Genomic DNA, 21,858 nt, shown 5'->3' with positions numbered 1-21,858 from the left:
CCTTCGGCTCGAGAGGCCGACCATCGGCCTCGCGCTGCCTACTTTGCGCAATGATCGATCATTTGTCAACCACCTTGGCGTGGGCCCGGACGAGTTGCGCCGTAGCTTTTTCGCGCCGAACGTCTTCAGCGCCGGTACCCCGCGCCGGGATGATCGTCCGGCAATAGCGGCCCCCTACCGCCGAGCCGTTCGCGCAACGTGGCGCGTGCGACGTGCTCTGGTACCCGCCCGCGCCGACGCAGTTCGGGCACAACCAGTCTCGCGAAGTCGACGAACGTCCCGGGGGTCGTCACGTAGGCGAGATTGAATCCGTCGACGTCGGCCTCGTCGACCCAACGCTCGAGTTCGTCGGCGACTTCGGTGGGCGAACCCACCAGCACCGGGCCACGACCGCCGATGCCGATCTCTTCGGCGAGTTCCCGCGCCGTCCATGTTCGCTCGTCGGTGGTGAAGGAGGCCAGCGCGGACCGGTTGGCATCGGTCTCGCTGTAGCGCAATGGATCGTCGTCACCAAGCTCGGCCAGGTCGACCCCGGTCCAGCCGCCGAACAAAGCCAATGCACCTGTGGTGCTGACGAATTGGCGGTATTCGGCCAGCTTCGCCAGCGCTTGCTCGTGCGTCTCGGCGACCACCGGGGTCACCATGGTGAACACCTTGATGGAGCGGGGGTCCCGGCCCAACGCGGCAGCGGCCTCCCGCAGCGCGCGCACGGGGCCGCGCACGATCTGCGGAGTCGGGCCGGAGATGAACGCGGCTTCCGCATTGGCGGCGGCGAATTTGACACCGCGCGGCGAGGCGCCGGCCTGGAACAGCACCGGTGTGCGCTGTGGCGACGGTTCACACAAGAACGGACCCGGAACCGAGAAGTAGCGTCCCTTGTGCTCGATGTCGTGCACCTTGGCCGGGTCGGTGAACACTCCGCGCGCGGGATCGCGCACCACCGCGTCGGATTCCCACGACGCTTCCCACAGCTTGTAGCAGACCTCGAGGTATTCGTCGGCGATCTCGTAGCGCTGGTCGTGCGGGATCTGGGCGTCCAGGCCGAGGTTGCGCGCCGCACTGTCCAGATACGAGGTGACGATGTTCCACGCCACGCGCCCGTCGGTGAGGTGATCCAGCGTCGACAACCTGCGTGCCAGCGCGTAGGGCTGCTCGTAGGTCAGCGACAGCGTGATCCCGAAGCCCAGCGTCTCGGTCACCGCCGCCATCGCCGAGACGGCGGCAGTCGGGTCGTTGACCGGGAACTGCGCAGCGTCGAGGACTGCCGCATCGCGAGACGCGCCGTAGACGTCGTAGACGCCGAGCACGTCGGCGAGAAATAGCGCATCGAAGCCACCGGCTTCCAGGATTCGGGCCAGGTCGGTCCAATAGCCGAGTTCGCGATATCGGTAACCCTGATCCTCAGGGTGACGCCACAGCCCCGCCGACTGGTGCCCGACACACGCCATGTCGAAGGCATTCAGGTAGATCCTGCTCATCGCGCTCACTCGATCTGATCCGCATACGTTTCCCGTGCCGCATAAGCCGCGGCGACTGTGATTGCCGCCAGTACCGCGAAATACCCCACGATCAACCACGGCCTACCGCCACCGGCGACCAGCAGAGCCGCCGCGATCAGCGGCGCGAACCCGCCCGAGAGCACGGCCCCGATCTGGTAACCCAGCGACGATCCACTGTAACGCACCCTGGTGTCGAAGAGTTCGGCGAACCACGCGGCCTGCGGCCCGTACATCGCGTCATGAACGACGTTGACGCCGAACACAATCGCGAACACCACAGCGATTGCCGACCCGCTTGCCGCGGCCACGAAGAACAACACCAGGGCCACCACCCCGGCCACCGCGCCGAACAAATAGGGCGGCCGCCGACCGAAGCGATCGGACAACACTGCCCAGCCTGGCGTGCTGACCAAACCGAGCGCCGACGATATCAGCACCGCGATCAAACCGACCCCACTGCCCTTGCCGAACGAATCTTGCAGGTAGGTCAGCGAATACGTGGTGAGCAATACGAACAGCGCGATCTGAGACATTCGCAACCCGGTAGTAATCAACACATTACGAGGCTGGCTGCGCAGCACATCCAGCACCGGAAGCGCCGAGAGCTCATCGCGCTTTTTGACGCGGTCGAACACCGCGGCGTCGGTGAGCCGCAGCCTGATGAACAACCCGAGCCCCACCAGAACGGCACTGAACAGAAAAGGAATCCGCCACCCGAACGCCAGGAACGCCGCGCTACCGGCGATCTTGCGGGTCAGATAGAAGACGGACGTCGCCAGCAACATGCCGGCGGGCGAACCCAGCTGGGTGAAGCTGCCGAACAGTCCACGGCGCCCGGGGGGCGCATGTTCGACCGATAGCACGGCGGCACCGCCCCATTCTGCACCCACCGCAAGCCCCTGCAGCACCCGCAGCGCCGCGAGCAGTGCCGGGGCAAGCAGCCCCGCCTGAGCGTAGGTGGGCAGCAGCCCGATCGCGGTCGTGACGAGACCCATCGTGAGCAGGGCGACGACGAGAACGGCCTTGCGCCCCAACCGGTCCCCGAAGTGGCCGGAGATGACGGCGCCGATCGGCCGGGCCCCGAAGCCTGCCGCATAGGTGGCAAAGGAGGCCAATGTTCCCGCCGTCGACGAGACATGAGGAAAGAACAGCGGTTTGAACACGAGCGCCGACGCTGTCGCGTACAAATAGAAGTCGTACCACTCGATCGTGGTGCCGATCATGCTGCCCAGAGCTACAGTTCGTAGCTGCGTTCTCGTGTCGGCAGTAGCGGCCGCCTCAGTGGTGATCACGTAATCGCAGATTAGCCGCGACATCGACGGCGGCATACGGTTGCTATCGCCGTGAGGCGAACGTCCGCGCCGACCGCGCTACCGCCGGCGCCTGATGATGCGGTTGACTAGAGGACGTGACAAGGCCGTCCTGGAGCATCGATGTTGTGGTGGTCGGCGCTGGCTTTGCCGGCCTCACCGCGGCGCGAGAGCTGGCGCGACAGGGTCATGACGTCGTTGTCCTCGAGGGCCGAGACCGCGTCGGCGGGCGTTCGTTCACCGGTAGCGTCGCCGGATTGCCGGTGGATATGGGCGGCGCGTTCGTGGGTCCGACCCAGGACGCTGTGCTGGCGCTGGCGGCCGAGCTGCAGATCCCGACCATACCTACTCACCACGCGGGCAAAAACGTCATCCACTGGCGCGGCTGGACCCGGTCATACCAGGGCACCATCCCCAAGCTTTCGCTGACCGGTTTGCTCGATATCGGCAGGCTGCGTTGGCAATTCGAAAGAATCGCCCGCAGCATTGCGGTGGACACGCCGTGGGATGCGCGCCGCGCCCCCGAGCTTGACGGCCTGTCGTTCGGACAGTGGTTGCGCTCGGTGCGCGCTACCGCTTCGTCTCGCGACCTGATGGCCATCATGGCCCGGGTGACCTGGGGATGCGAACTCGACGACGTGTCGATGCTGCACGCGGTGCGCTACATACGCGCCGCGGGTGGTCTGGACCGGATGCTCGACGTCGAGGACGGCGCCCAGCAGGATCATTTCCCGGGTGGTACCCAGCAGATCGCCCGGGCCGCGGCCGACGAACTGGGCGCGCGTGTGGTGCTGAACGCGCCGGTCCGCCGCATCGAGAGGCACGGTTCGGGCGTCACGGTCACTTCCGACCGCGGTGCGGCCGACGCCGGGTTCGTCATCGTCGCGATCCCGCCGGCTCATCGGGCATCCATCGAGTTCGCTCCCCCGCTACCCGCGCAGTACCAACAACTGGCCGGGCAATGGCCGCAGGGCCGGCTCAGCAAGGCTTTCGCCGCGTATTCGACGCCGTTCTGGCGGGCCAACGGGTTCTCGGGGCAAGCGCTCTCCGACAAGGGCCCGGTGTTCATCACCTTCGACGTAACCCCGCACGCCGACGGGCCGGGCATCCTGTTGGGCTTTGTCGACGCCCGGGCGTTCGACTCACTGCCCACCGATCAGCGCCGCCGCGACGCGTTGCGTTGCTTCGCGTCCCTGTTCGGCGACGAGGCGCTCAAGCCTCTCGACTATGTAGATCATCGTTGGGGCACCGAGGATTTCGCTCCGGGCGGCCCGACCGCGGCGGTACCGCCGGGATCATGGACGCGGTTCGGGCCGTGGCTGCGCGAACCGGTCGGGCCGATTCACTGGGCCGGTACCGAGACCGCCGACGAATGGACCGGCTTTTTCGACGGAGCCGTCAGGTCCGGCCAGCGAGCGGCCGCCGAGGTCACCGCCCTGCTATGAGCTGATCTGCGCGACCGGCAGGGTCACGGATTCGGCCAGCAACCGCAGCTGGCCGGTGACCTCACGATGGTGTTCCAACATCGAGCAGTGGCCGCCCGGCAGCTCGATAAGGCCGACGACGTTGGGCGCGGTCCGGGCGATCTCGCGGGACGCGCCGATAGGCGTCAGCCGATCGTGTTCGCTGCCGATGATCAGCGTCGGCACCGTCAACCCGGACAGGTCCAGGTGGCGCGAGCCGAGCGCTTCGACGAGCGTCCTCGCACAACCACCGCGCCCGGCGGGCGATGTCTGCGCGAACAACTCGTGGATGAGTTTCGCCGCGCTCGGGTCGGCACCCTTTCCGACCGCCAGCATCGCGACAAACGAGCGACTGGCGTACAGCGCCGCACTCGGAATCGGTAAGCCACCGAACGTGTTGATGACGTGCCGGGCGGCCATCGCTCTCGCCGGTGACAACTGGCCCGGCACCGACAACAGCTTCACCTGGCGGACCAGGTCGCCGGTGGTCGTGTTGATCAATGCGACGGCGTCGGCGCGCCGGTGGACCTTGTGGCGGTAACGCGCCGACCACGCGGCGATAGTGATGCCGCCCATCGAGTGCCCGGCCAGCACGGCGCGCTCATGCGGCGCCACCGTCGCCTCCAACACGCAATCCAGGTCGGACGCAAGGTGTTTGAGGCTGTAGTCGCGGCGCCGCGGAACGCCACTGCGGCCATGCCCGCGGTGGTCGAAAGCGATAACCCGATAATCGGCGGCCAAGTCCGCGATCTGGTACGCCCACGCTCGGATCGCGCAGGTGATGCCGTGGGTCAGCACAATCGGATAGCCGTCGGCCGGCCCGAAGATTTCCGTGTGCAGCGGGGTGCCGTCGACCGCGCGGACGGTCAGAGCGCGGCTCGGCGGCAATACCTCGGGCAGTGGGTCTAACACAGGTGTCGATCGCCGAGCACTCATCGCCAGCTCCCCCCTCGAACACGGCTCCGTCGCCGCACTCTGGATGCAGCGATCCTATATCGGCACGGGCGTCCAACAATGCAATTTCACCAAAGCCCGCGCGCCGAATCGCAGCACACAATTCTTCGGTAACGTGCAAACCGCGGCACGGCACCGGTTACCGTGTGAGAGGCTGATTGTCATGTCCCCGATGTCGCGTCGGGCGTTGCTCACAGCAACGATGAGCGCGGTCACTGGTGGCCTGGTGGCCGCCTGCCCATCGGGTCATCATTCGGCGCCGCCACCACCGCCGCCGGAGCTCAAGCCGGACACTCAGTCGGTCCTCATCGTCGGTGCCGGCATGGCGGGGCTTGCCGCGGCGCGCAGTCTGGTCGACGCGGGATGGCCGGTGCGCCTGATCGAGGCCCGCGATCGTATCGGCGGCCGCGTCTATACCAACCGCGACTGGGGCGTGCCGATCGAGATGGGCGCGTCCTGGATCCATGGCACGGCCAACGGGCCGATGATGAACCTGGCCCGCAAGGCGCGGGCCCAGGTCATCCCGACCGACTACAACGGATGGGCGAAGCTGGCGGTGGATCCCCGGCTCGCGCCGATGGACTACGACCCCGACCCCTGGCGCACCTTCGTCGAGCGGGCTTGTGACCGGGTCAACGGCGGGAGTGTCGGTGCCGCCGTCGACGCCGCGGCCAAACGCGAACAGCTTTCCACCTCGGACCGCGCCCAGCTGGCGTTCTTCGTCGCCACCGAGATCGAGGACGAATACGCGGCCGGCGCAGACCAGCTCTCCGCCACGACATTTGACGCCGGTGATTACGCGGACGGGGACCAAGCCGTCATCACCAACGGGTACGACGCCCTGCCGAAGTTACTCGCCGATGGCCTTCAGATCGTCCTCAATACGGCGGTGACTGCGATCACCCGACGAGACGACGCCGTCGTCGTGCACGCCGGAAACCAATCGTTCGAAGGGCCCGCCGCGATTGTCACCGTTCCCCTCGGGGTGCTCAAGGCCGGTTCGATAGCCTTCGACCCGCCGCTGCCCGAGGGACATGCCCGCGCGGTGAACGCGCTGGGATTCGGCGTGCTGTCCAAAAGCTTCTTCCGATTCGACCAGCGAACGTGGAAGACGGACAACGCCTTTTATCTCTTCATGGGTACCGACCCGGGCGCGTGGGCACAGTGGTTCACGTTGTCGAGCGCCGCCGGGCCGATCGTGGTGGCATTCAATGCCGGCGACCGCGGCCGGGGGGTGGAGACGTCGTCGGTCGCTGATGTGACGGCCCGGGCGCTGCCCATCGCTCGCCAGCTGTTCGGCGGCATCACCCCGGTGGAAGTCCGCACATCGAGTTGGAGCACCGACCCGTATGCGTGGGGCAGCTACTCATTCCACGCACCCGGTTCCGGTCTCGAAGACCGCCGGCGCCTGCAGGAACCGATCGGCGACCGGCTCTACCTGGCGGGCGAGGCGGTCGATGTCAAGAATCCGTCCACCGTGATCGGGGCCGTGCTCAGCGGCCGCAACGTCGCCGACCAATTGATCCAGCGACTCAAAGGTTAGTGGCGCCGCGAAACACGAAGACTTTCAATAGTTTTCCAGCGCGGTCACGTTGCGCCAGCTTGGCCAGGTCGTCTCCCAGACTCGGTGGATCCGGCCGTCGCGGAACGCGGCGATAAGCACGACCTCGATTCGGGTCGGCTCCTCCTCCGGGCGTGACGTGGTGATCCACACCCGGCCGGCGACCTTGTCTTCGGCCTGGACCCACGCCTGCTCGTCGTATTCGATCGCGTAGCTGATTCCGGTGGTGTAGATCTCGCGATGGCTGTCCCGAAATTCGGCGAAAGTCTGCGTCAACCCGTCCGAGGTCATCACGAAGTCGGGATGGTAATAGCGCTCGATGAGTTCGGCATTCTTTGCGACGACCATCCGATCGAACATCTCACGAAGCAACGCAATCGACACCCGGCGATCTTAGCTGCGCGATCGTTGCTTTGACGCGGTCCAGCTGGCCAGCAGCCGCAGTGCTTCGTCGGATGGTGACCGCGATTCGGCGCTATGGCCGATCAACGACAGCCCGCCGACGCCGGTGATATCGAAGACGTTGTAGGTCAGCGACAGTTCCCCGACGACGGAATGCCGGAATCGCTTGACGCCGTGGCGATGTGCCTTGACATTGTGGGCCGCCCAGCTGGTGCGGAATCGCTCACTGCGGGTAGCGAGCTCACCGACAAGGACGGAGACGGCCGGCGAGTCGGGCGAGCGTGCCGCTTCGGCGCGGAGCAGCGCGACCACATCGTCTGCTTCGCGGGTCCAGTCGGGAAAGAACTGATCGGCGGTGGCGTCGAGAAACATGAACCGGGCCAGGTTCGGCATCGCCTTCGCTCCGGCCAAGACGGGTGCGTACAGCGCACGCCCGAGCGCGTTGGCGGCTATCAGGTCGAGGTGGCCGTTGATCACGATCGCCGGCGCGGTGACCATGCTGTCCAGCAATTCCTGCACCCCGTCCGGCATGGTCGCCCCCGCGGTGCGCGCCGAAGGGGTCCGATCGCCCTTGCCGGTGGCTGCGCGAACAAGATCGAACAGATGGGTCTCCTCCGCCTCGCCGAGTCGGAGGGCGCGGGCGATGGCGCGCAGCACGTCGGCGGAGACGCCGGCTACATTTCCCCGCTCGACCTGCGTGTAGTAGTCGATGCTCACGCCGGCCAGTTGAGCGACTTCTGCACGCCGCAATCCGGGCACGCGGCGACGCCGGCCCGGGGGCAAGCCCACTTGTTCGGGTGTGATTCGCGCGCGCCGGGTCATCAAGAAGTCCTTGATGTCCTGGGCGAAGTTCACTCCGTCGGGATACCCCGACAGCGGCCAAACACGCGTGCGCCGCCAACCGACCACCGGTCTTGCATACCGACCACTGGTCGGTTACTGTACCGGCGTTCACCTTTTGGAGGTAGCAATGAGCCAGCCAGACCCCTCGCAGATTCGTACCCGAATGTTCGCGCGCGCGTTCGGGCCGTTCTTCTTGATCGTGCCGTCCATCATCGCCGTCCGAGCGGCATCGCAGATGCCGGTGCTGCTGGACGAATTCAGTCGTGATCCCATGTGGCAGTGGGAGCTTGGGGCGATTCTGCTGATGTGGGGCAGCGTCATCATCGCGTTTCACCAGTCTTGGCGAAGTGTCGCAGCGGTTCTGGTGTCGCTGCTGGGGTGGTTCCTCGCCGTCCGCGGAATCCTCATCCTGGCCATTCCGGACGTCTACGACTCGGCCGGCAAGTCTCTCGAGCACACCGCCTTGCCAATGGTGCGCGTCATCTTCGGCGTGCTGGCATTGGTCGGCGCGTACCTGACCTACGTGGGCTGGATCGCGAAGCCCGCCGAGCAGGATCGCGCGAATGCCGCGAGTAGTTAAGCATCCCGACATTCGCCGTGCCGAGATTCTGGACCGCGCGGCGGCGCTGTTCGTTGCGCGCGGCTACGACAATGTCAGCCTCAACGATCTGATCGCGGATGCCGGCGTCTCCAAAGGGGCCTTCTACCACTGGTTTCCGTCGAAGGAAGCGCTGATCACGATGCTGGCCGAACGCAGCGCCCGCCTTCAACTCGCGGCCATCGAAGAAGCGACTGCCCGGTGCCGCGGCAACGCCCTGGATCGACTGAACACCCTGCTGCAAGCCGGTTTTGATGTCAAGATGCAGACGGGGACACCCGAGCAATTGGCGGCGATGATCTCGCTGCTACGACCCGAAAACGCACATCTGTACGGACGCATCGTCGCGGCGGGCGAAGAGCTGAGCCGACCGTTCCTGACGCGAGTGATCGCCGACGGAGTAGCCGAGGGCGTCTTCCACACCTTCGATCCTGAAGGTGTCGCCGACATCATTCAGGGCCTGGCCGCACGCACCAGCTCCAATGTGGTCCAGATCGTCGACGCCACCGACGCCCCTGGCAGGGAGCATGCCATCGATGTGTTGACCGCCAGGTTCAAGCTGCACGGGCTGGCCGTCGACCGCGTTCTCGGTCTACCCGACGGCAGTATCACCGTGCTCAGCCGGGCCCAGGTCGAGATGATGGTCGCGCCTTTACCGCGTGATTACTGAGGCGCCGATTGGGCATAGCTGATACATGACGGCACCACAGACAAACCAGCGCTCGAAGGCCGACACCGTCGCCACAATCATCCTGTTCGTGCTCGCGGCGATCGCCGGGGTTCTCTCCGTTTCGTATTCCTTCTTTTTCGTGATGGCCACCGATTCGTGCACCGGCAAGAACTGCGACACGTCGGCCCTCGACTGGGCCTACGCGGTGACGTGGGGTGGCGTCGGGATCGCGGCGATCGTCGCCGTCGGCGGCATCATCATCGCGGCGGCGCGCAAGCGGATCATGTGGGTGTGGCCAACCATCGCACTGCTATTGATCATCGTCGCGGTCGCGATCGGCGCACAGCTGGCCAACTCCGTTGTTCCGCATCATTGATAAGCCCCGACCGCACCGCAGCGCGCGCCAGCTGGCAACGACGGATATCTTTGCCGTGAGGTATTCCGGGGTAATCGATGCCCATTTGGAACCGTAAGGGGATTTTGCTGGTACCCGCCTCAGCTGGTCACGATTAGGTCACGACGTGGCAGTGTTTACTGTATGGACGCGATAGCGACGAGACCTGCCGTCGATCCGGCCGTTAGCTACTGGCGCCGGCCCAGCATTGCCGGCGTGTAACTCAGCTACCTTGGATTCAGGGGAATCGGGAGTCCCCGCGAATCCACTGGGACCGATTCGAAGGACAACACTGATCATGAATTCCAGCAGTATCGTCGCGCGGCGGCGAGTCGCCGGCATCAGCGCCGGCTGCCTGCTCGGGGGAATGGCCATCGGCATCGTCGCCGCACCCGCGGCGGTTGCGGCACCCGACTGCAGCCCCGCAGGCGTCAACGCCACGGTTTCCTCGGTGCAGGGCGCGGCAGAGCAGTACCTCGCCGCTCACCCGGGAGCCAACCAGGTGGTCAGTGCCGCTTACGGACAGCCACGGGCGGAGGCCGCGTCGAACCTGCGCGGCTACTTCACCGCGCATCCGCAGGAGTACTACGACCTGCGCGGGATCCTGTCGCCGATCGGGGACACCGAGCGTCAGTGCAACGTATCGGCGCTGCCGGGCAATCTGGAATCGGCCTACCACGAGTTCATGGCCGGCTGATTGCGCCAGCAACGACCCGCCACCAAGCCGTGGCGGGTCGTTTTGCATTTGCGAGCAGCTGGTGTGAATCATCTCGGGGGCGGGTAATTCCCAGTCAGCCAATAGGACTGGGAGGCGAGGATGCGGCTGCGTCGAAGCGCGCTCGGCGGGCCCGGGATCGCGCGCAAACGCCGGGGCACGGGTTTCACCTATTACGGCCCCGACGGCAACCTGTTGGCCGACGATGCCGCCCGGCAGCGGATCAAGGAGCTGGTCATTCCACCGGCATGGCAGAAGGTGTGGATCTCGCCGCACCCCAACGACCACATCCAGGCCGTCGGCACCGACGCCGCCGGACGACGCCAGTATCTCTACCATTCCGCGTGGCAGCAGGAACGCGCCGAGGAGAAGTTCGACCGCGTCCTCGACCTGTCGACCCGGTTGCCGGATTTCCGCGTTCGCATCGTGGATGACCTCAGCCGCCGTGGTGCGTCGCGGGAGCGCGTGCTGGCGCTGGGGCTGCGCTTGCTGGACCGAGGCTACTTCCGCTCAGGAGGCGAGCAATACGCCGAGGAACACGAGTCCTACGGAATTGCCACCCTGCTGTGTGACCACGTGACCGTGCATCGTGATGCGGTTGAATTCGACTACCCCGCCAAGAGCGGCGTGCAGCGCACCGTGGCGGTCGAGGACGCCGGAGTGGTCCGCGCGGTGCGTTCGCTGATGCGGCGCGGCGAACGCGGTGAGCGATTGCTGGTGTACCGCAATGCATCCGGATGGATGGACGTGCGGGCCGAGGACCTCAATACCCGATTCAAGGAAATCGTCGGCGACGAATTCACGGTCAAGGACCTGCGGACGTGGCACGGGACGGTGCTGGCGGCCGCCGCATTCACCGACGCGGATCCCCCTGTCTCCCAACGCGTGGTCAAACGCGTCGAGGCGGCGGTGATGAAGGAGGTCGCACAGGAGCTCGGCAACACTCCCGCGGTGGCTCGCGGTTCGTACGTGGATCCGCGTGTCGTCACCGGCTATGAGCAGGGACTGACCATCGCCGCGGCCACCCAGCGAGCTGAGCGAGCGCGCCGTCCCGATGCCGCCCAGGAGATCCTGGAGAAAGCGACTCGCCTACTGATCCGCCGGGTGGCCAAGGCTGGCGGTGCATCCCAATTATCCGGCCTGGCCAAAAGCGCCTAACTGCGCCGCACTGAAATCCCGGCCGGTCCAGATGCTCGGGGTTTCACCACCCCCAGGTGGGGCATCCTCAGACAAGGCATCCAAAACGACTGGAGGGTGAATATCGTGCCGAACCCGTCGATCAAAAACGAAAAGCTCTATCGCGACCTGCGCAAGCAGGGCAATTCCGAGGAAAAATCGGCCCGGATTTCCAACGCTGCCGCGGCACGCGGCACGTCCGCGGTCGGCCGCAAGGGTGGCAAGGCCGGGTCCTACGACGACTGGACAGTTCCGCAATTGAAGAAGCGCGCTAAAGAGCTTGGCATGTCCGGATATTCCGGCCTGACTAAGGACAAGCTGGTTTCCAAACTGCGCAACCACTGAATCGGTGGCGGTCAGCCGGTGAGGCCAAGCCGTTCGGCGAGCACCAAAAAGGCGGCCGCGTAGTCGTTGGCATCGGTGTCTTTGATGATCCGATCCCAGTCCAAGTGTTCGCGGATGGCTCGAACGCCGGGCAGCAGTTTCGCGAAATCGCAGTGATGCTGGTTGAGGGCGCGCAGTTTCTGGGTGAGCACCATGGTGGGCGGCAGCACCGGCATCGAGATTGCCAGCACCTCGCGCTGCTCGGCGCGATCCAAGGTGCCCGCGTCCACCGCAACACCGTTGATGCGGTGCAACACGTCCACCAATGTGTCTGCCCGGCGAGCCTTGAACAGCCAATCCTCGGGCGGATGCTCGATGTCGAACCCGGCGTCCCGCAGGGTGGCGGTTGCCGTCGCCACATCGGATTCGGCAACCACCAGATCGACGTCATGACTGGGTTCAGGTGCGCCGTAAGCCCATAACGCGTAACTCCCGGCCAAAGCGAAGCGTGGCCCATTCTCCTTGAGCGCCGACGCGGCACGTCGCAGCGCCTCGCGCAGTTGCGCCGGGCAGTTCTGCGAATCTGGTGGGGTCTGCGTGAACGCCATCGTGACTTGGTCATACCCTGCCGACAGGGTGCGCAACCCGGAATGCACCTCGTTCGTCATCTGTTTAAAGAGCGGCGAATCGGGCAATCGCCAGGTATGTCTGCGTCAGCACTTCGCATCTACGACCGGGCTGTCGTGGTGATTCCCGCGCATAACGAGAAAGCGCATCTCCCAGCGTGTTTACGCGCGCTGCTGACCAGCGCATTGTGCTTGCCGATTCCGGTATCGATAATCGTCGTGCTGGACGCAACCGACGACGACAGCGCCAGACTGGCCGGCCAGTACGGGCCAGATGTGCACTTCATCAGCGTCGATGCCCACAATGTGGGCGCCGCGCGGGCGGCCGGGTTCGGCTATGGCCGCTCGCTGTGTCGCGATGACGACGAGTGCTGGTACGCCACCACCGATGCCGACAGCCGGGTGGACCCGGGCTGGCTGATCCACCAGCTCGGCCTCGGAGCGGACATGGTCCTGGGCGTAGTGCGCGTCACTAACTGGTGCCAGCACTCCCGAGACGTCGCTGAACGCTATCTGCAAGCCTACGAGTCGTACTCCGCGAATCGGGATGGGCAGCACGACCACGTGCACGGCGCCAACATGGGCTTCAGCGCCCGCGCCTACTGGCGGGTCGGTGGCTTTGACGCGCTTGCCTCCGGAGAGGATGTCGATCTGGTCGAGCGCTTCGAGGCCGCCGGCTATCGCATTCACCGCGACACCGACTTATCGGTCATCACCTCGGCACGAATCCAGGCTCGCGCCCCGCACGGATTCGCGCACTATTTAAGGCGACTGGGGAGATCGGCGGCGGGTGATCGCGCGTGACGGCGGGATTGATCAAGCACTGGCTGGATTCGGGACGACTCGACCTGCCACAACCCGCGTCGGGGCGCACGCTGGAACGCTGGCGACGCCTGGCCGTGCTTGCCGAAGAAGACATCGTCGCGGCCCGCATCGCCGAGGCTCACGTCGACGCCGTCGCGATCCTCGATGAATTGGGTGGCAAACCACCCGAACTCGGACAGCTGTGGGGTGTGTGGGCGGCCGAATCATCCGATGCGGTGGTGACGGCCACCAATGTCAAGGGTGCGTTCACCCTCGAGGGCACCAAGGCGTGGTGCTCAGGAGCCGGATTCTGCAGTCACGCACTCGTCACCGCACGACTGGACGACGGAAGCCGGGGCTTGTTCGCGGTAGCGGTCGTCGACCCCGCGGTCAAGGCATTGCCATCCACGTGGTGGAACGCCGGGATGGCCGGAAGCGATACCCGGCCGGTGCAGCTGACCCATGCCCACGCTGTCGCCGTCGGCGAGCCCGGTGAGTACTTGAGCCGGCCAGGCTTCTGGCACGGTGCGATCGGTGTTGCCGCTTGTTGGCTCGGCGGTGCGCGCAAGGTTGCCGAGCCGCTATATCGCCACGCCGCAAGCGAATCAGCGGATGCACACTCGTTGGCACATCTTGGCGCGGTCGATGCCGCGCTTGCGGCAGGCGACGCAATACTGGCCACCGCGGCAGCCCAGGTCGATGCCGATCCGTTCGACCGGTCCGACAGCGCCGAACTGATCGCACGCCAGGTTCGCGCGATCGTGGAACACGCTGCCGATGAGGCGATCACCCGCACCGGCCGCGCGCTGGGCCCCGGCCCCCTGTGCCAAGACAGCCGGCATGCCCAGCGGGTGGCCGACCTGAGCATCTACATACGCCAGAGCCACGCCGAGCGGGATCTGGCCGCGCTCGGGCGGCTGGCGGGAAACCATGCGCTGAGAGCGACGTGAGCACCGTATCGACTGGCAACTGTGCACGGTTTGCGGCCAAGCCACTGACCCACGGTGGCACACCGGCGCCGGTGTGGCTCGCTGCCCTCAACCGGGAACCCCTGGCGCCACTGGATTTCACCGAGTGTCCGGGCCTGGTCGTCGTCGCGCCCCACCCCGATGACGAAACTCTCGGCCTGGGAGCCACCATCGCCCGACTGGTCGAATCGGCAGTCGATGTGCAGGTGGTGTCGGTCAGCGATGGCGGAGCCGCGCAGCCCGGTGCGTCTCCGTCGGACCGGGGCCGTATGGCGGCCACGCGGCAGCACGAACTACGCAGAGCGACAGGTGTTTTAGGGGCTCCCTCAGTCGTGTCGCTGGGCCTGCCGGACGGTCAGCTGGCCGACCACGAGGGTAAGCTCGCCGATTCGCTCGTCGAGATCCTGGCCGCCTCCGCCTCGCGGCCCTGGTGCGCGGCTACGTGGCGCGGCGACGGACATCCCGATCACGAGGCCGTCGGACGCGCCGCGGCCGCCGCCTGCACACGCACGGACGCCGTGCTGCTGGAATATCCAATCTGGATGTGGCACTGGGCGTCTCCGAACGATCCCGCGGTTCCATGGGACCGTGCACGCTCGTTGCCCGCGCCCGACTGGGCGGTTCTTCGCAAACGCCGTGCCGCGCAATGCTTTCGCAGCCAGTTCGAGTCGAGCACCGGCTCGCCGCCCGTGCTGCCGTCGTTCGTGCTGCCGCGTCTGATGGCGTTGGGTGAGGTGGTGTTCCGATGAGCAGGCGCCTTCCCGACGTCTATTTCGACCAGATGTATGCCGACGCCGACGATCCGTGGCATCTGTCGACGCGGTGGTACGAGCAGCGCAAGTACGCGATGACCCTGGCTATGCTGCCCAATCGCCGGTACCGGCACGCTTTCGAGCCCGGCTGCTCGATCGGCACCCTGACCGCGCAGCTGACACTGCGCTGCGACCACGTGACCGCGGTGGACGTGGCCGAGGCGGCGGTGCGCAGCGCCGACGTGCGACTCCAGCACGCAGGCTGCCGGGACCGCGTAACGCTGGACCGCTCGTCCCTGGACGCGGCGTGGCCACCCGGCCCCTTCGATTTACTGGTGCTCAGCGAAGTCGCCTACTACCTCGAGGCCGACGCACTGGCCGGCGTATTGGAACGCGAATGCGCTCGGTTGCAGCCCGGCACGAACGTGGTTGCCGCACATTGGCGTCACCCCGTGGCCGACTATCCGCTGACCGGAGACGCGGCCCACACCGTCATCGCGAGAACACCGGGACTGATATCGCTGGGCCGCTATCAGGACCGCGACGTCGTCATCGAGGTGTTCGACATGGGTGATGGCCGGTCGGTGGCAACGCGCGACAAGGTGCCAGGAGCCCACTAGCCCAAAAGTGGGTATCGGGACCCTATGCGCGTAGCGACCTTCAACATCCTGCACGGCCGCACCGTGGGCGACGGGGTGGATCCGCAGCGGTTGCGGGACTGTGTCCGCCAGCTGGATCCGGACATACTCGCCTTGCAAGAAGTCGACTGTGACCAAGCCCGCTCCTCTCGCGCCGACCTCACCGCATTGGCCGCCGAAGCGATGGGAGCGATCGAACACCGATTTGTGGCCGCGATCTCCGGCACTCCCGGCGCGACGTGGATGGCCGCGACCGGCGACGAACAACCCGGGACTGCGGGATACGGGATCGCGCTGCTGTCCCGATTCCCCGTGGCCAGTTGGCAAGTGGTGCGACTGCCCCGGATTCCGATCCGATTCCCCATGTATCTGCCCGGCCCCAACCGGCTGATGATCGTCGACGAAGAGCCACGGGCGGCGGTCATCGCCCGGCTGGACACACCGCTGGGTCCGCTCACCGTGGCCAACACGCATCTGTCCTTTGTGCCCGGGTGGAATCGGCGCCAGCTGCTTCACCTGATTCACGACCTGCGCGGCTTCCCGGGGCCCCGGTTGCTGATCGGGGACCTCAACATGACTCCCCCGGCAGTGCACCGCTGGTCGGGCATGCGGCCGCTCGCGACAGCCGCGACATTCCCGGCGGCGGCTCCCGACCGCCAGCTCGACCACATCCTGACCGACGACCGCAGCCTGCGCGGCGGCGTCACCGAGGCTGAGCTGATGCCGATCTCCGACCACCGGCCGCTGGTGGTCGACCTCGACCACGGGTGAATGCCGTTTCACGGCCTGGTGAGCGGGTAGAGCCCCGCTATGTCACCGACACCGCTGCGAGCGCTGGCCCTGGTGTGCAGCCTCAAACCCAGCCCGGCGCCGTCGAGCAGCGAGCTGATCGCCGAGCATGTCTTCGCGACGTTGCGGGACCAGGGTGTCGCGTGCGCTGCGATCCGGTGTGTGGATTACGACATCGCCCCTGGTGTCGAGTCCGATATGGGCGACGGCGACCAGTGGCCGGAAATCCGCAGCCAGATCCTCGAATCCGACATCTTGCTGGTCAGCACCCCGGTGTGGCTCGGCCACCCCTCAAGCGTGACGCAGCGAGTGTTGGAGCGCTTGGACGCCGAACTATCCAACAGCGATGAGCAGGGCCGTCCTTCGTTGGCCGGCAAGGTCGCGATCGTCAGCGTGGTCGGAAACGAGGACGGGGCGCACAAAACCGTCGCCGACTTGTTCCAAGCCCTCAACGACGTCGGTTACAGCATCCCCGCCCAGGGTTGTACCTACTGGAACGGCGCGGCCATGGAGTCGACCGATTACAACGATCTCGACGAGGTCCCCGAGGCGGTGGCTTCGGCGACGGCTGCGGCCGCGCGCAATGCCGCGCATCTGGCCCGCGCCCTGAAGTCCACACAATATCCGCCCTACGAATGACGTTGGCACGCAAGCAGACCGGAAATTGCGAGGGATGCGCGAGCCGGAGAGAACGGCTACTTGCCGCACGGATCCGAGTGACTGCCCGGCTGTTCGCTCGCGGCCAGCCGGTGTTGGACGCGCTCGATGTCATCCAAGGAGGGCATCTCGTGAGTCAGCCGAGCGATCTCCACACCGATGTCGGCGTTGTCGATCGGATGACTCTGACGAAGCCTGAACCGGCGCACGATCGCTCTGATCTCTTCATCGGTAACTCGACGCGGCAACAGCGCTAACAGCGGGATATAGCTCAGCGCGGGTGCCCAGGTGGGATAGCCGGCGCGCAAGAACGCCACGACCCGCGAAGCCCGATCGCCCAGGCCCATCACTACCTCGCTAATTCCGCCGGTGCTGTACGTCGACAGTTCCTACTGGGAATAGCCCGGCGTCGGCATCTGAAACCTGGAGCACGGAAAGGCCGGCACCACATCGGACCGGCCCGTCCGCGCCTAGGGAGTTATTGGTGCTGCTTCTGGCGCTCTTCGGCGGCCCTAGCGCCACCACGTGCGGCCTCGGCTTCGGCTTCCTTCTTGGCTGCATCGCGCTCGGCATCGGCCTTATCCTGCTGGGCTTTGCCCTCTTCGACCAAGTCGTCGCGACCAGCCAGCGTTCCGCCAACCTCTTTGGCTTTGCCCTTGATGCCCTCGACGGCTCCCGAAACCGCTTCTTCCGCGCCGCTCTTGTTCTCGCCCATTACTCGATCCTCCCTCTCGGTGTTGTTGAGCTTGCACCCTTGATTGCGAGTCGAATTGGCCCCAACAGGCTTGAGTTCGACAGATCGCCTGCCGCGTGGACCAAGCCGTCCGCAATTCATCGGCTTCCCACCGTGCGCGCGGTCAAACTTCCGCTGCACCATCCGATCCCTTCCGCCTGGTCAACGGAGCTAATCTTTCGCATCACCACGATCCGGGCGCAATGCGCCCTGAACTCACGCGGACGCGTGTGTACCTTGCCGGTTTGCAATGGCTGTTCCTGGGTACCTATTTTTCCCGGCGAGCGTTTCGGGCCGGTAAGCAGCAGGAAGCAGGTGCGATCACGACCAGGATCGCTGTCATGGGGGCCACCGGCACGGCCGGGTATCGCGTCACCGCCAGCTCGCGGGGCCGCGGTGTCGCGAGGGCGGAGAACTCGCGTGCCGACGGCACCGACCTGATCGCCGGGCAGGGAGTTCCCCGGGCAATGGAAAGCGCCGACGTCGTCGTCGATGTGGCTAACACGGCCGACGCGGGTTCAGCGACGCGTACCCGCCGACCATCAGCTTGCCGAGCAAGCAGTCTCGGCCCCGATGTCGCGACGTGGCTGGAATCTTCGACATCCGATAACGCCGGCAACGCTGCGACGGTGGGTGGCACCACACACTGAACGGAGCCAACGCGCGGATCACTTACCGGCGTGAAAGTTCTTGCGCGGAAACGATTCGCGGTATCACAACATCTGGGCAACCGGAAACATCGAACTGTTCGGCTAGGGAGGGAATTCAGTGTCGAAGAACGAGGTCGGCGATTACCTGCTGGAGCGTCTGCGGGCCTGGGACGTTCGCTATGTTTTCGGGTATCCAGGGGACGGCATCAACGGGATCCTCGCCGCATGGGGTCGTGCGGACAACCAGCCCAGATTCATTCAGGCACGCCATGAGGAGATGAGCGCCTTCCAGGCAGTCGGTTATGCGAAGTTCACCGGTCGCGTCGGAGTATGTATAGGCACATCGGGGCCTGGCGCGATCCACCTGCTCAACGGCCTCTATGACGCGAAACTCGATCACGTACCGGTTGTGGCAATCGTCGGGCAGACCAACCGCAGCGCCATGGGTGGGTCCTACCAGCAGGAGGTGGACCTCCTGAGTCTGTTCAAAGACGTCGCCAGCGATTACATCCAAATGGTCTCCGTCCCAGAGCAATTACCCAATGTGCTCGATCGCGCCATCCGGGTGGCGATGACCCAGCGCACCCCGACCGCATTGATCATTCCGGCCGACGTGCAAGAGCTGCCATATTCCGCGCCTACGCACGCCTTCAAGATGGTGCCGTCGAGTTTGGGCATCGAGTGGCCGACCATCGCCCCCGACGATGCGGCGATCGCCCGTGCGGCCGAAATTCTCAATGACGGCAAAAAGGTTGCCCTGCTGGTGGGTACCGGCGCACGCGGGGCACGTGCTGAGGTGACCGAAGTCGCCGACCTGCTCGGCGCCGGAGCCGCCAAGGCGCTGCTGGGCAAGGACGTGCTGTCTGACGAATTACCCTGGGTCACAGGGTCTATCGGATTGCTGGGGACACGGCCGAGCTATGAGTTGATGCGCGACTGCGACACGCTGCTGACCGTCGGGTCCAGCTTCCCTTATAGCCAGTTCCTGCCGGAGTTCGGGCAGTGTCGAGCGGTCCAGATTGACATCGACGGCAAGCTGATCGGGATGCGCTACCCGTATGAGGTCAACGTGGTCGCCGACGCCAAAGCCGCACTGCAAGCACTGATTCCCCTCCTGCGCCGAAAGCAGGACAGGTCGTGGCGGGAGCGCATCGAGAAGAACGTCGCGCGTTGGTGGGAAACGATGGACAAGGAGGCGATGGTCAGCGCCCACCCGATCAATCCGCTGCGCCTGTTCTCCGAGCTCTCCCAGCAACTGCCCGAGAACGCGATCGTGACGGCGGATTCCGGCTCTGCGGCCAACTGGTACGCGCGGAATCTCAAGTTCCACGGCAACATTCGCGGGTCGCTGTCGGGAACCCTGGCGACAATGGGTCCGGCCGTTCCCTACGCGATCGGCGCCAAATTCGCCCATCCGCAACGGCCGGTCATCGCCTTCGCCGGTGACGGTGCCATGCAGATGAACGGCATGGCCGAACTGATCACGATCAAACGATACTGGCAGGAATGGGACGATCCGCGCCTCATTGTGGCCATCTTGCACAACAACGACCTGAACCAGGTGACTTGGGAAATGCGAGCCATGGGAGGGGCGCCGAAATTTGAGGAATCCCAGTCACTTCCCGATGTCGATTACGCCGGGTTCGCCTCGGCCCTGGGGCTCAAGGCGTTGGCCGTCCAGGATCCCGAGGAACTCGCGCAAGCCTGGCGCGAGGCTTTGTCCTCCGACCGTCCCACCGTGTTGGATGTCTACACCGACCCCGACATGCCGCCCATACCGCCGCACGCCACGTGGGAGCAGTTCAAGGCCACCACCGCCGCCGTGTTAGCCGGCGACGAAGACCGCGCTGGATTCATCAAGGCGGGCCTGAAGGCCAAAGCCCAGGAGTTCTTGCCGCACAAGAACAATTGATCGCCGCCGTTACTACCCCGGCCTAGCGGGCGGAAGCCGCACGAACAGACCGGGCGGTGTGCAGATCGGCGACGAACGCCGTGTAGGCGTCGTCGTGCCGGTCACTGCGATCACGCAGCACCGCCGACGGGTGAACGGTCGCCACCACGACAGGCTCAGGCGTCACGTGCACGCCCATCTCCGAGGGTAGCCGGAGAGTCTTGCCACGCTGGCTGGACACCCGAAATGCCACCCCCAGAAGCGATTGCGCTGCGGTCGCACCGAGGCACACGATCACCTGCGGCCGTACCGCCTCGATCTCGGCGATGAGCCAGGGCCGGCATGCGACGACTTCGGTGCGGCCCGGCTTCTGGTGTATCCGCCGTTTGCCACCCTTACGGGTGAACTTGAAGTGCTTGACGGCGTTGGTCTGATACGTCGACGCCGGATCGATCTCGGCGTCCTCCAATGCCCGGGCGAGCAATCTGCCGGCCGGGCCGACAAACGGCAGACCGGCCCGATCCTCTTGGTCCCCCGGCTGCTCACCCACCAGCATGATCGGCGCTTTCGCCCGACCATGACCAAAGACTGTTTGAGTCGCGTCCGCAAAAAGCAAGCAGCCTCGACACTTACCGGCCGCCGCTGCCAGCGAATCAAGCGATCGGTCTTCGGGTAGGTAGCGCGCTGCGCTGGTCTTGGTGGCGGTCATGGTCTCATCCGGCAAGCTCCCCAATGCGAGAGGTCACCCAGGGACATCATGCCCCCGGGCGTACCCCTGCGGACGCGCTAGCCTTTGCCGACGATGGCATCGCGAGCCCGGTCCAGCATCGCGGCGAACGGGCCGGCAACCAGATTCGCCACCTGCGACTCAACTCCCGCGTGTGGGCGAGTGGGCGCGATCGCCTCGGCGAGCTTGGCGGCGCGACCCATGCTTTCGAGCTCGTGGTTGCTCAATTCCTGACCCAGCCTGGCGAATTCGTCCTTCTCCTCTTTTGCGGCGTGCTCAAGTACGGCATCGCGGAGCTCGGTCAGCAGCCGGGTGAACTCGGCGCTGTCGACGTCGAGTTTCTCCAGCTTCTGCAGAACCGTCTTGGCTTCGTGCTCTTCCTCAAGACGTTGGCCCACCACGGCGGTGCCGTTAGCGATCTTGCGCTTGGCTCGTGGGTGAACGATTTCCTCTTCGACGGTTTCGTGCACGGCGAGCAGTCGACGCAGGTCGACGAAAGCCGTTTCGCGCGAGTCGCCGGATGACGCAAGCGTTTTCGCGAACAGCGACTCGATCTGCTCGTGCTGGTTGGAAAGAAAGTCGACCACATCGGTGGGCGACGTGATGGCGGCCTGAGCCATGGAGTCCTCCCCAATTCGTTCGATGGAAGCGCGCGGGCTGGTTTGCGCGCTCCCACTCGGCTACCCATCGACATGCTCACCAAACATGGTGCGG

Annotated in this window: 26 protein-coding genes; 16 read left to right on the top strand and 10 right to left on the bottom strand. The window is 65.5% G+C overall.

The genetic code is table 11. From position 1 onward, the window contains the following. Nucleotides 1-125: 125 nt before the first annotated feature. Together OK015_RS08835 and OK015_RS08830 are read right to left on the bottom strand one after the other, a co-directional pair. The gene (locus OK015_RS08835) at nt 126-1,478 is read right to left on the bottom strand and encodes an LLM class flavin-dependent oxidoreductase (protein ID WP_268130783.1); all 1,353 of its coding nucleotides are present in this window, start codon (nt 1,476-1,478) and stop codon (nt 126-128) included. Between the two features lie 5 nt (nt 1,479-1,483). Beyond that, entirely contained in the window at nt 1,484-2,722 is a 1,239-nt protein-coding gene (locus OK015_RS08830; protein ID WP_268132558.1) for an MFS transporter, read from the bottom strand. A gap of 185 nt (nt 2,723-2,907) precedes the next feature. Here OK015_RS08830 and OK015_RS08825 point away from each other — a divergent pair, with 185 nt between their 5' ends. Further along, complete coding sequence (locus OK015_RS08825) at nt 2,908-4,254, top strand: flavin monoamine oxidase family protein (RefSeq protein WP_268130781.1); 1,347 nt, start codon at nt 2,908-2,910, stop codon at nt 4,252-4,254. Here the strand turns inward: OK015_RS08825 and OK015_RS08820 are convergent. Next, nucleotides 4,249-5,208, bottom strand: a complete 960-nt coding sequence (locus tag OK015_RS08820; protein WP_268130780.1) for an alpha/beta fold hydrolase — start codon at nt 5,206-5,208, stop codon at nt 4,249-4,251. The two genes, OK015_RS08825 and OK015_RS08820, sit on opposite strands and share 6 nt — an antisense overlap. A gap of 220 nt (nt 5,209-5,428) precedes the next feature. Between OK015_RS08820 and OK015_RS08815 the strand changes: the two genes are divergently transcribed. Further along, entirely contained in the window at nt 5,429-6,769 is a 1,341-nt protein-coding gene (locus tag OK015_RS08815; RefSeq protein WP_326498526.1) for a flavin monoamine oxidase family protein, read from the top strand. Nucleotides 6,770-6,793: 24 nt separating this feature from the next. On the opposite strand, the gene OK015_RS08810 is transcribed toward OK015_RS08815, so the two are convergent. Next, on the bottom strand, nt 6,794-7,171 hold the full coding sequence (locus OK015_RS08810; RefSeq protein ID WP_268130778.1) for a nuclear transport factor 2 family protein: 378 nt from the start codon (nt 7,169-7,171) through the stop codon (nt 6,794-6,796). A gap of 9 nt (nt 7,172-7,180) precedes the next feature. After that, the gene (locus OK015_RS08805; protein WP_268130776.1) at nt 7,181-8,044 is read right to left on the bottom strand and encodes a helix-turn-helix transcriptional regulator; all 864 of its coding nucleotides are present in this window, start codon (nt 8,042-8,044) and stop codon (nt 7,181-7,183) included. 115 nt (nt 8,045-8,159) lie between these two features. Between OK015_RS08805 and OK015_RS08800 the strand changes: the two genes are divergently transcribed. The 6 genes from OK015_RS08800 (at nt 8,160) to OK015_RS08775 (ending at nt 11,930) form a co-directional block, all read left to right on the top strand. Beyond that, nucleotides 8,160-8,612 carry a hypothetical protein gene (locus tag OK015_RS08800; protein WP_268130774.1) on the top strand — a complete coding sequence of 151 codons (453 nt, stop codon included), beginning with the start codon at nt 8,160-8,162 and terminating at the stop codon, nt 8,610-8,612. Further along, entirely contained in the window at nt 8,596-9,300 is a 705-nt protein-coding gene (locus tag OK015_RS08795) for a TetR/AcrR family transcriptional regulator (protein ID WP_268130772.1), read from the top strand. Before OK015_RS08800 ends, OK015_RS08795 begins: the two co-directional genes overlap by 17 nt. A gap of 25 nt (nt 9,301-9,325) precedes the next feature. Then, nucleotides 9,326-9,676: a hypothetical protein gene (locus tag OK015_RS08790; RefSeq protein WP_268130770.1), complete on the top strand. Its 351-nt coding sequence runs from the start codon at nt 9,326-9,328 to the stop codon at nt 9,674-9,676. Nucleotides 9,677-9,992: 316 nt separating this feature from the next. Next, complete coding sequence (locus OK015_RS08785) at nt 9,993-10,391, top strand: heme-binding protein (RefSeq protein WP_268130768.1); 399 nt, start codon at nt 9,993-9,995, stop codon at nt 10,389-10,391. A 120-nt stretch (nt 10,392-10,511) separates the two neighbouring features. Then, a complete protein-coding gene (locus tag OK015_RS08780) occupies nt 10,512-11,567 on the top strand; it encodes a DNA topoisomerase IB (protein WP_268130767.1) in 1,056 nt (351 codons plus the stop codon). Between the two features lie 105 nt (nt 11,568-11,672). After that, nucleotides 11,673-11,930 (top strand): DUF7218 family protein, encoded by a 258-nt coding sequence (locus OK015_RS08775; protein ID WP_268132556.1) that lies wholly within the window; start codon nt 11,673-11,675, stop codon nt 11,928-11,930. An 11-nt stretch (nt 11,931-11,941) separates the two neighbouring features. On the opposite strand, the gene OK015_RS08770 is transcribed toward OK015_RS08775, so the two are convergent. Then, on the bottom strand, nt 11,942-12,517 hold the full coding sequence (locus tag OK015_RS08770) for a nucleotidyltransferase (protein WP_268132554.1): 576 nt from the start codon (nt 12,515-12,517) through the stop codon (nt 11,942-11,944). A gap of 96 nt (nt 12,518-12,613) precedes the next feature. On the opposite strand from OK015_RS08770, the gene OK015_RS08765 reads away from it, so the two are divergent. From OK015_RS08765 to OK015_RS08740, 6 genes are read left to right on the top strand one after another with little or no spacing between them, the layout of a single operon-like run. Continuing rightward, entirely contained in the window at nt 12,614-13,339 is a 726-nt protein-coding gene (locus OK015_RS08765; RefSeq protein WP_268130766.1) for a glycosyltransferase, read from the top strand. Continuing rightward, entirely contained in the window at nt 13,336-14,289 is a 954-nt protein-coding gene (locus tag OK015_RS08760; protein ID WP_268130765.1) for an acyl-CoA dehydrogenase, read from the top strand. The genes OK015_RS08765 and OK015_RS08760 overlap by 4 nt, the downstream gene beginning before the upstream one ends. Then, the gene (locus tag OK015_RS08755) at nt 14,286-15,056 is read left to right on the top strand and encodes a PIG-L deacetylase family protein (RefSeq protein ID WP_268130764.1); all 771 of its coding nucleotides are present in this window, start codon (nt 14,286-14,288) and stop codon (nt 15,054-15,056) included. The genes OK015_RS08760 and OK015_RS08755 overlap by 4 nt, the downstream gene beginning before the upstream one ends. Next, on the top strand, nt 15,053-15,679 hold the full coding sequence (locus tag OK015_RS08750) for an SAM-dependent methyltransferase (protein WP_268130763.1): 627 nt from the start codon (nt 15,053-15,055) through the stop codon (nt 15,677-15,679). Before OK015_RS08755 ends, OK015_RS08750 begins: the two co-directional genes overlap by 4 nt. Before the next feature lie 24 nt (nt 15,680-15,703). Beyond that, on the top strand, nt 15,704-16,468 hold the full coding sequence (locus OK015_RS08745; protein ID WP_268130762.1) for an endonuclease/exonuclease/phosphatase family protein: 765 nt from the start codon (nt 15,704-15,706) through the stop codon (nt 16,466-16,468). Nucleotides 16,469-16,507: 39 nt separating this feature from the next. Then, entirely contained in the window at nt 16,508-17,125 is a 618-nt protein-coding gene (locus tag OK015_RS08740) for a flavodoxin family protein (protein ID WP_268130761.1), read from the top strand. Between the two features lie 56 nt (nt 17,126-17,181). Here the strand turns inward: OK015_RS08740 and OK015_RS08735 are convergent, their stop codons facing one another. Further along, nucleotides 17,182-17,490: a DUF3349 domain-containing protein gene (locus tag OK015_RS08735; RefSeq protein ID WP_268130759.1), complete on the bottom strand. Its 309-nt coding sequence runs from the start codon at nt 17,488-17,490 to the stop codon at nt 17,182-17,184. 131 nt (nt 17,491-17,621) lie between these two features. Next, on the bottom strand, nt 17,622-17,858 hold the full coding sequence (mbp1, locus tag OK015_RS08730; RefSeq protein ID WP_268130758.1) for a microaggregate-binding protein 1: 237 nt from the start codon (nt 17,856-17,858) through the stop codon (nt 17,622-17,624). Between the two features lie 263 nt (nt 17,859-18,121). On the opposite strand from mbp1, the gene OK015_RS08725 reads away from it, so the two are divergent. Both OK015_RS08725 and OK015_RS08720 read left to right on the top strand, forming a co-directional pair. Continuing rightward, nucleotides 18,122-18,526 (top strand): hypothetical protein, encoded by a 405-nt coding sequence (locus tag OK015_RS08725; protein ID WP_268130757.1) that lies wholly within the window; start codon nt 18,122-18,124, stop codon nt 18,524-18,526. A 118-nt stretch (nt 18,527-18,644) separates the two neighbouring features. Beyond that, entirely contained in the window at nt 18,645-20,438 is a 1,794-nt protein-coding gene (locus OK015_RS08720) for a thiamine pyrophosphate-requiring protein (protein ID WP_268130756.1), read from the top strand. Between the two features lie 22 nt (nt 20,439-20,460). On the opposite strand, the gene OK015_RS08715 is transcribed toward OK015_RS08720, so the two are convergent. Next, nucleotides 20,461-21,126 carry a UdgX family uracil-DNA binding protein gene (locus OK015_RS08715; protein ID WP_268130755.1) on the bottom strand — a complete coding sequence of 222 codons (666 nt, stop codon included), beginning with the start codon at nt 21,124-21,126 and terminating at the stop codon, nt 20,461-20,463. A gap of 77 nt (nt 21,127-21,203) precedes the next feature. Next, nucleotides 21,204-21,764 (bottom strand): hemerythrin domain-containing protein, encoded by a 561-nt coding sequence (locus tag OK015_RS08710; protein ID WP_268130754.1) that lies wholly within the window; start codon nt 21,762-21,764, stop codon nt 21,204-21,206. Nucleotides 21,765-21,858 lie beyond the last annotated feature (94 nt).

It is taken from the genome of Mycobacterium sp. Aquia_216 (assembly GCF_026723865.1).
Taxonomy (GTDB): domain Bacteria; phylum Actinomycetota; class Actinomycetes; order Mycobacteriales; family Mycobacteriaceae; genus Mycobacterium.
Note: the sequence above shows the minus strand (reverse complement) of the source record. Positions and strands in the feature narration are given on the sequence as shown.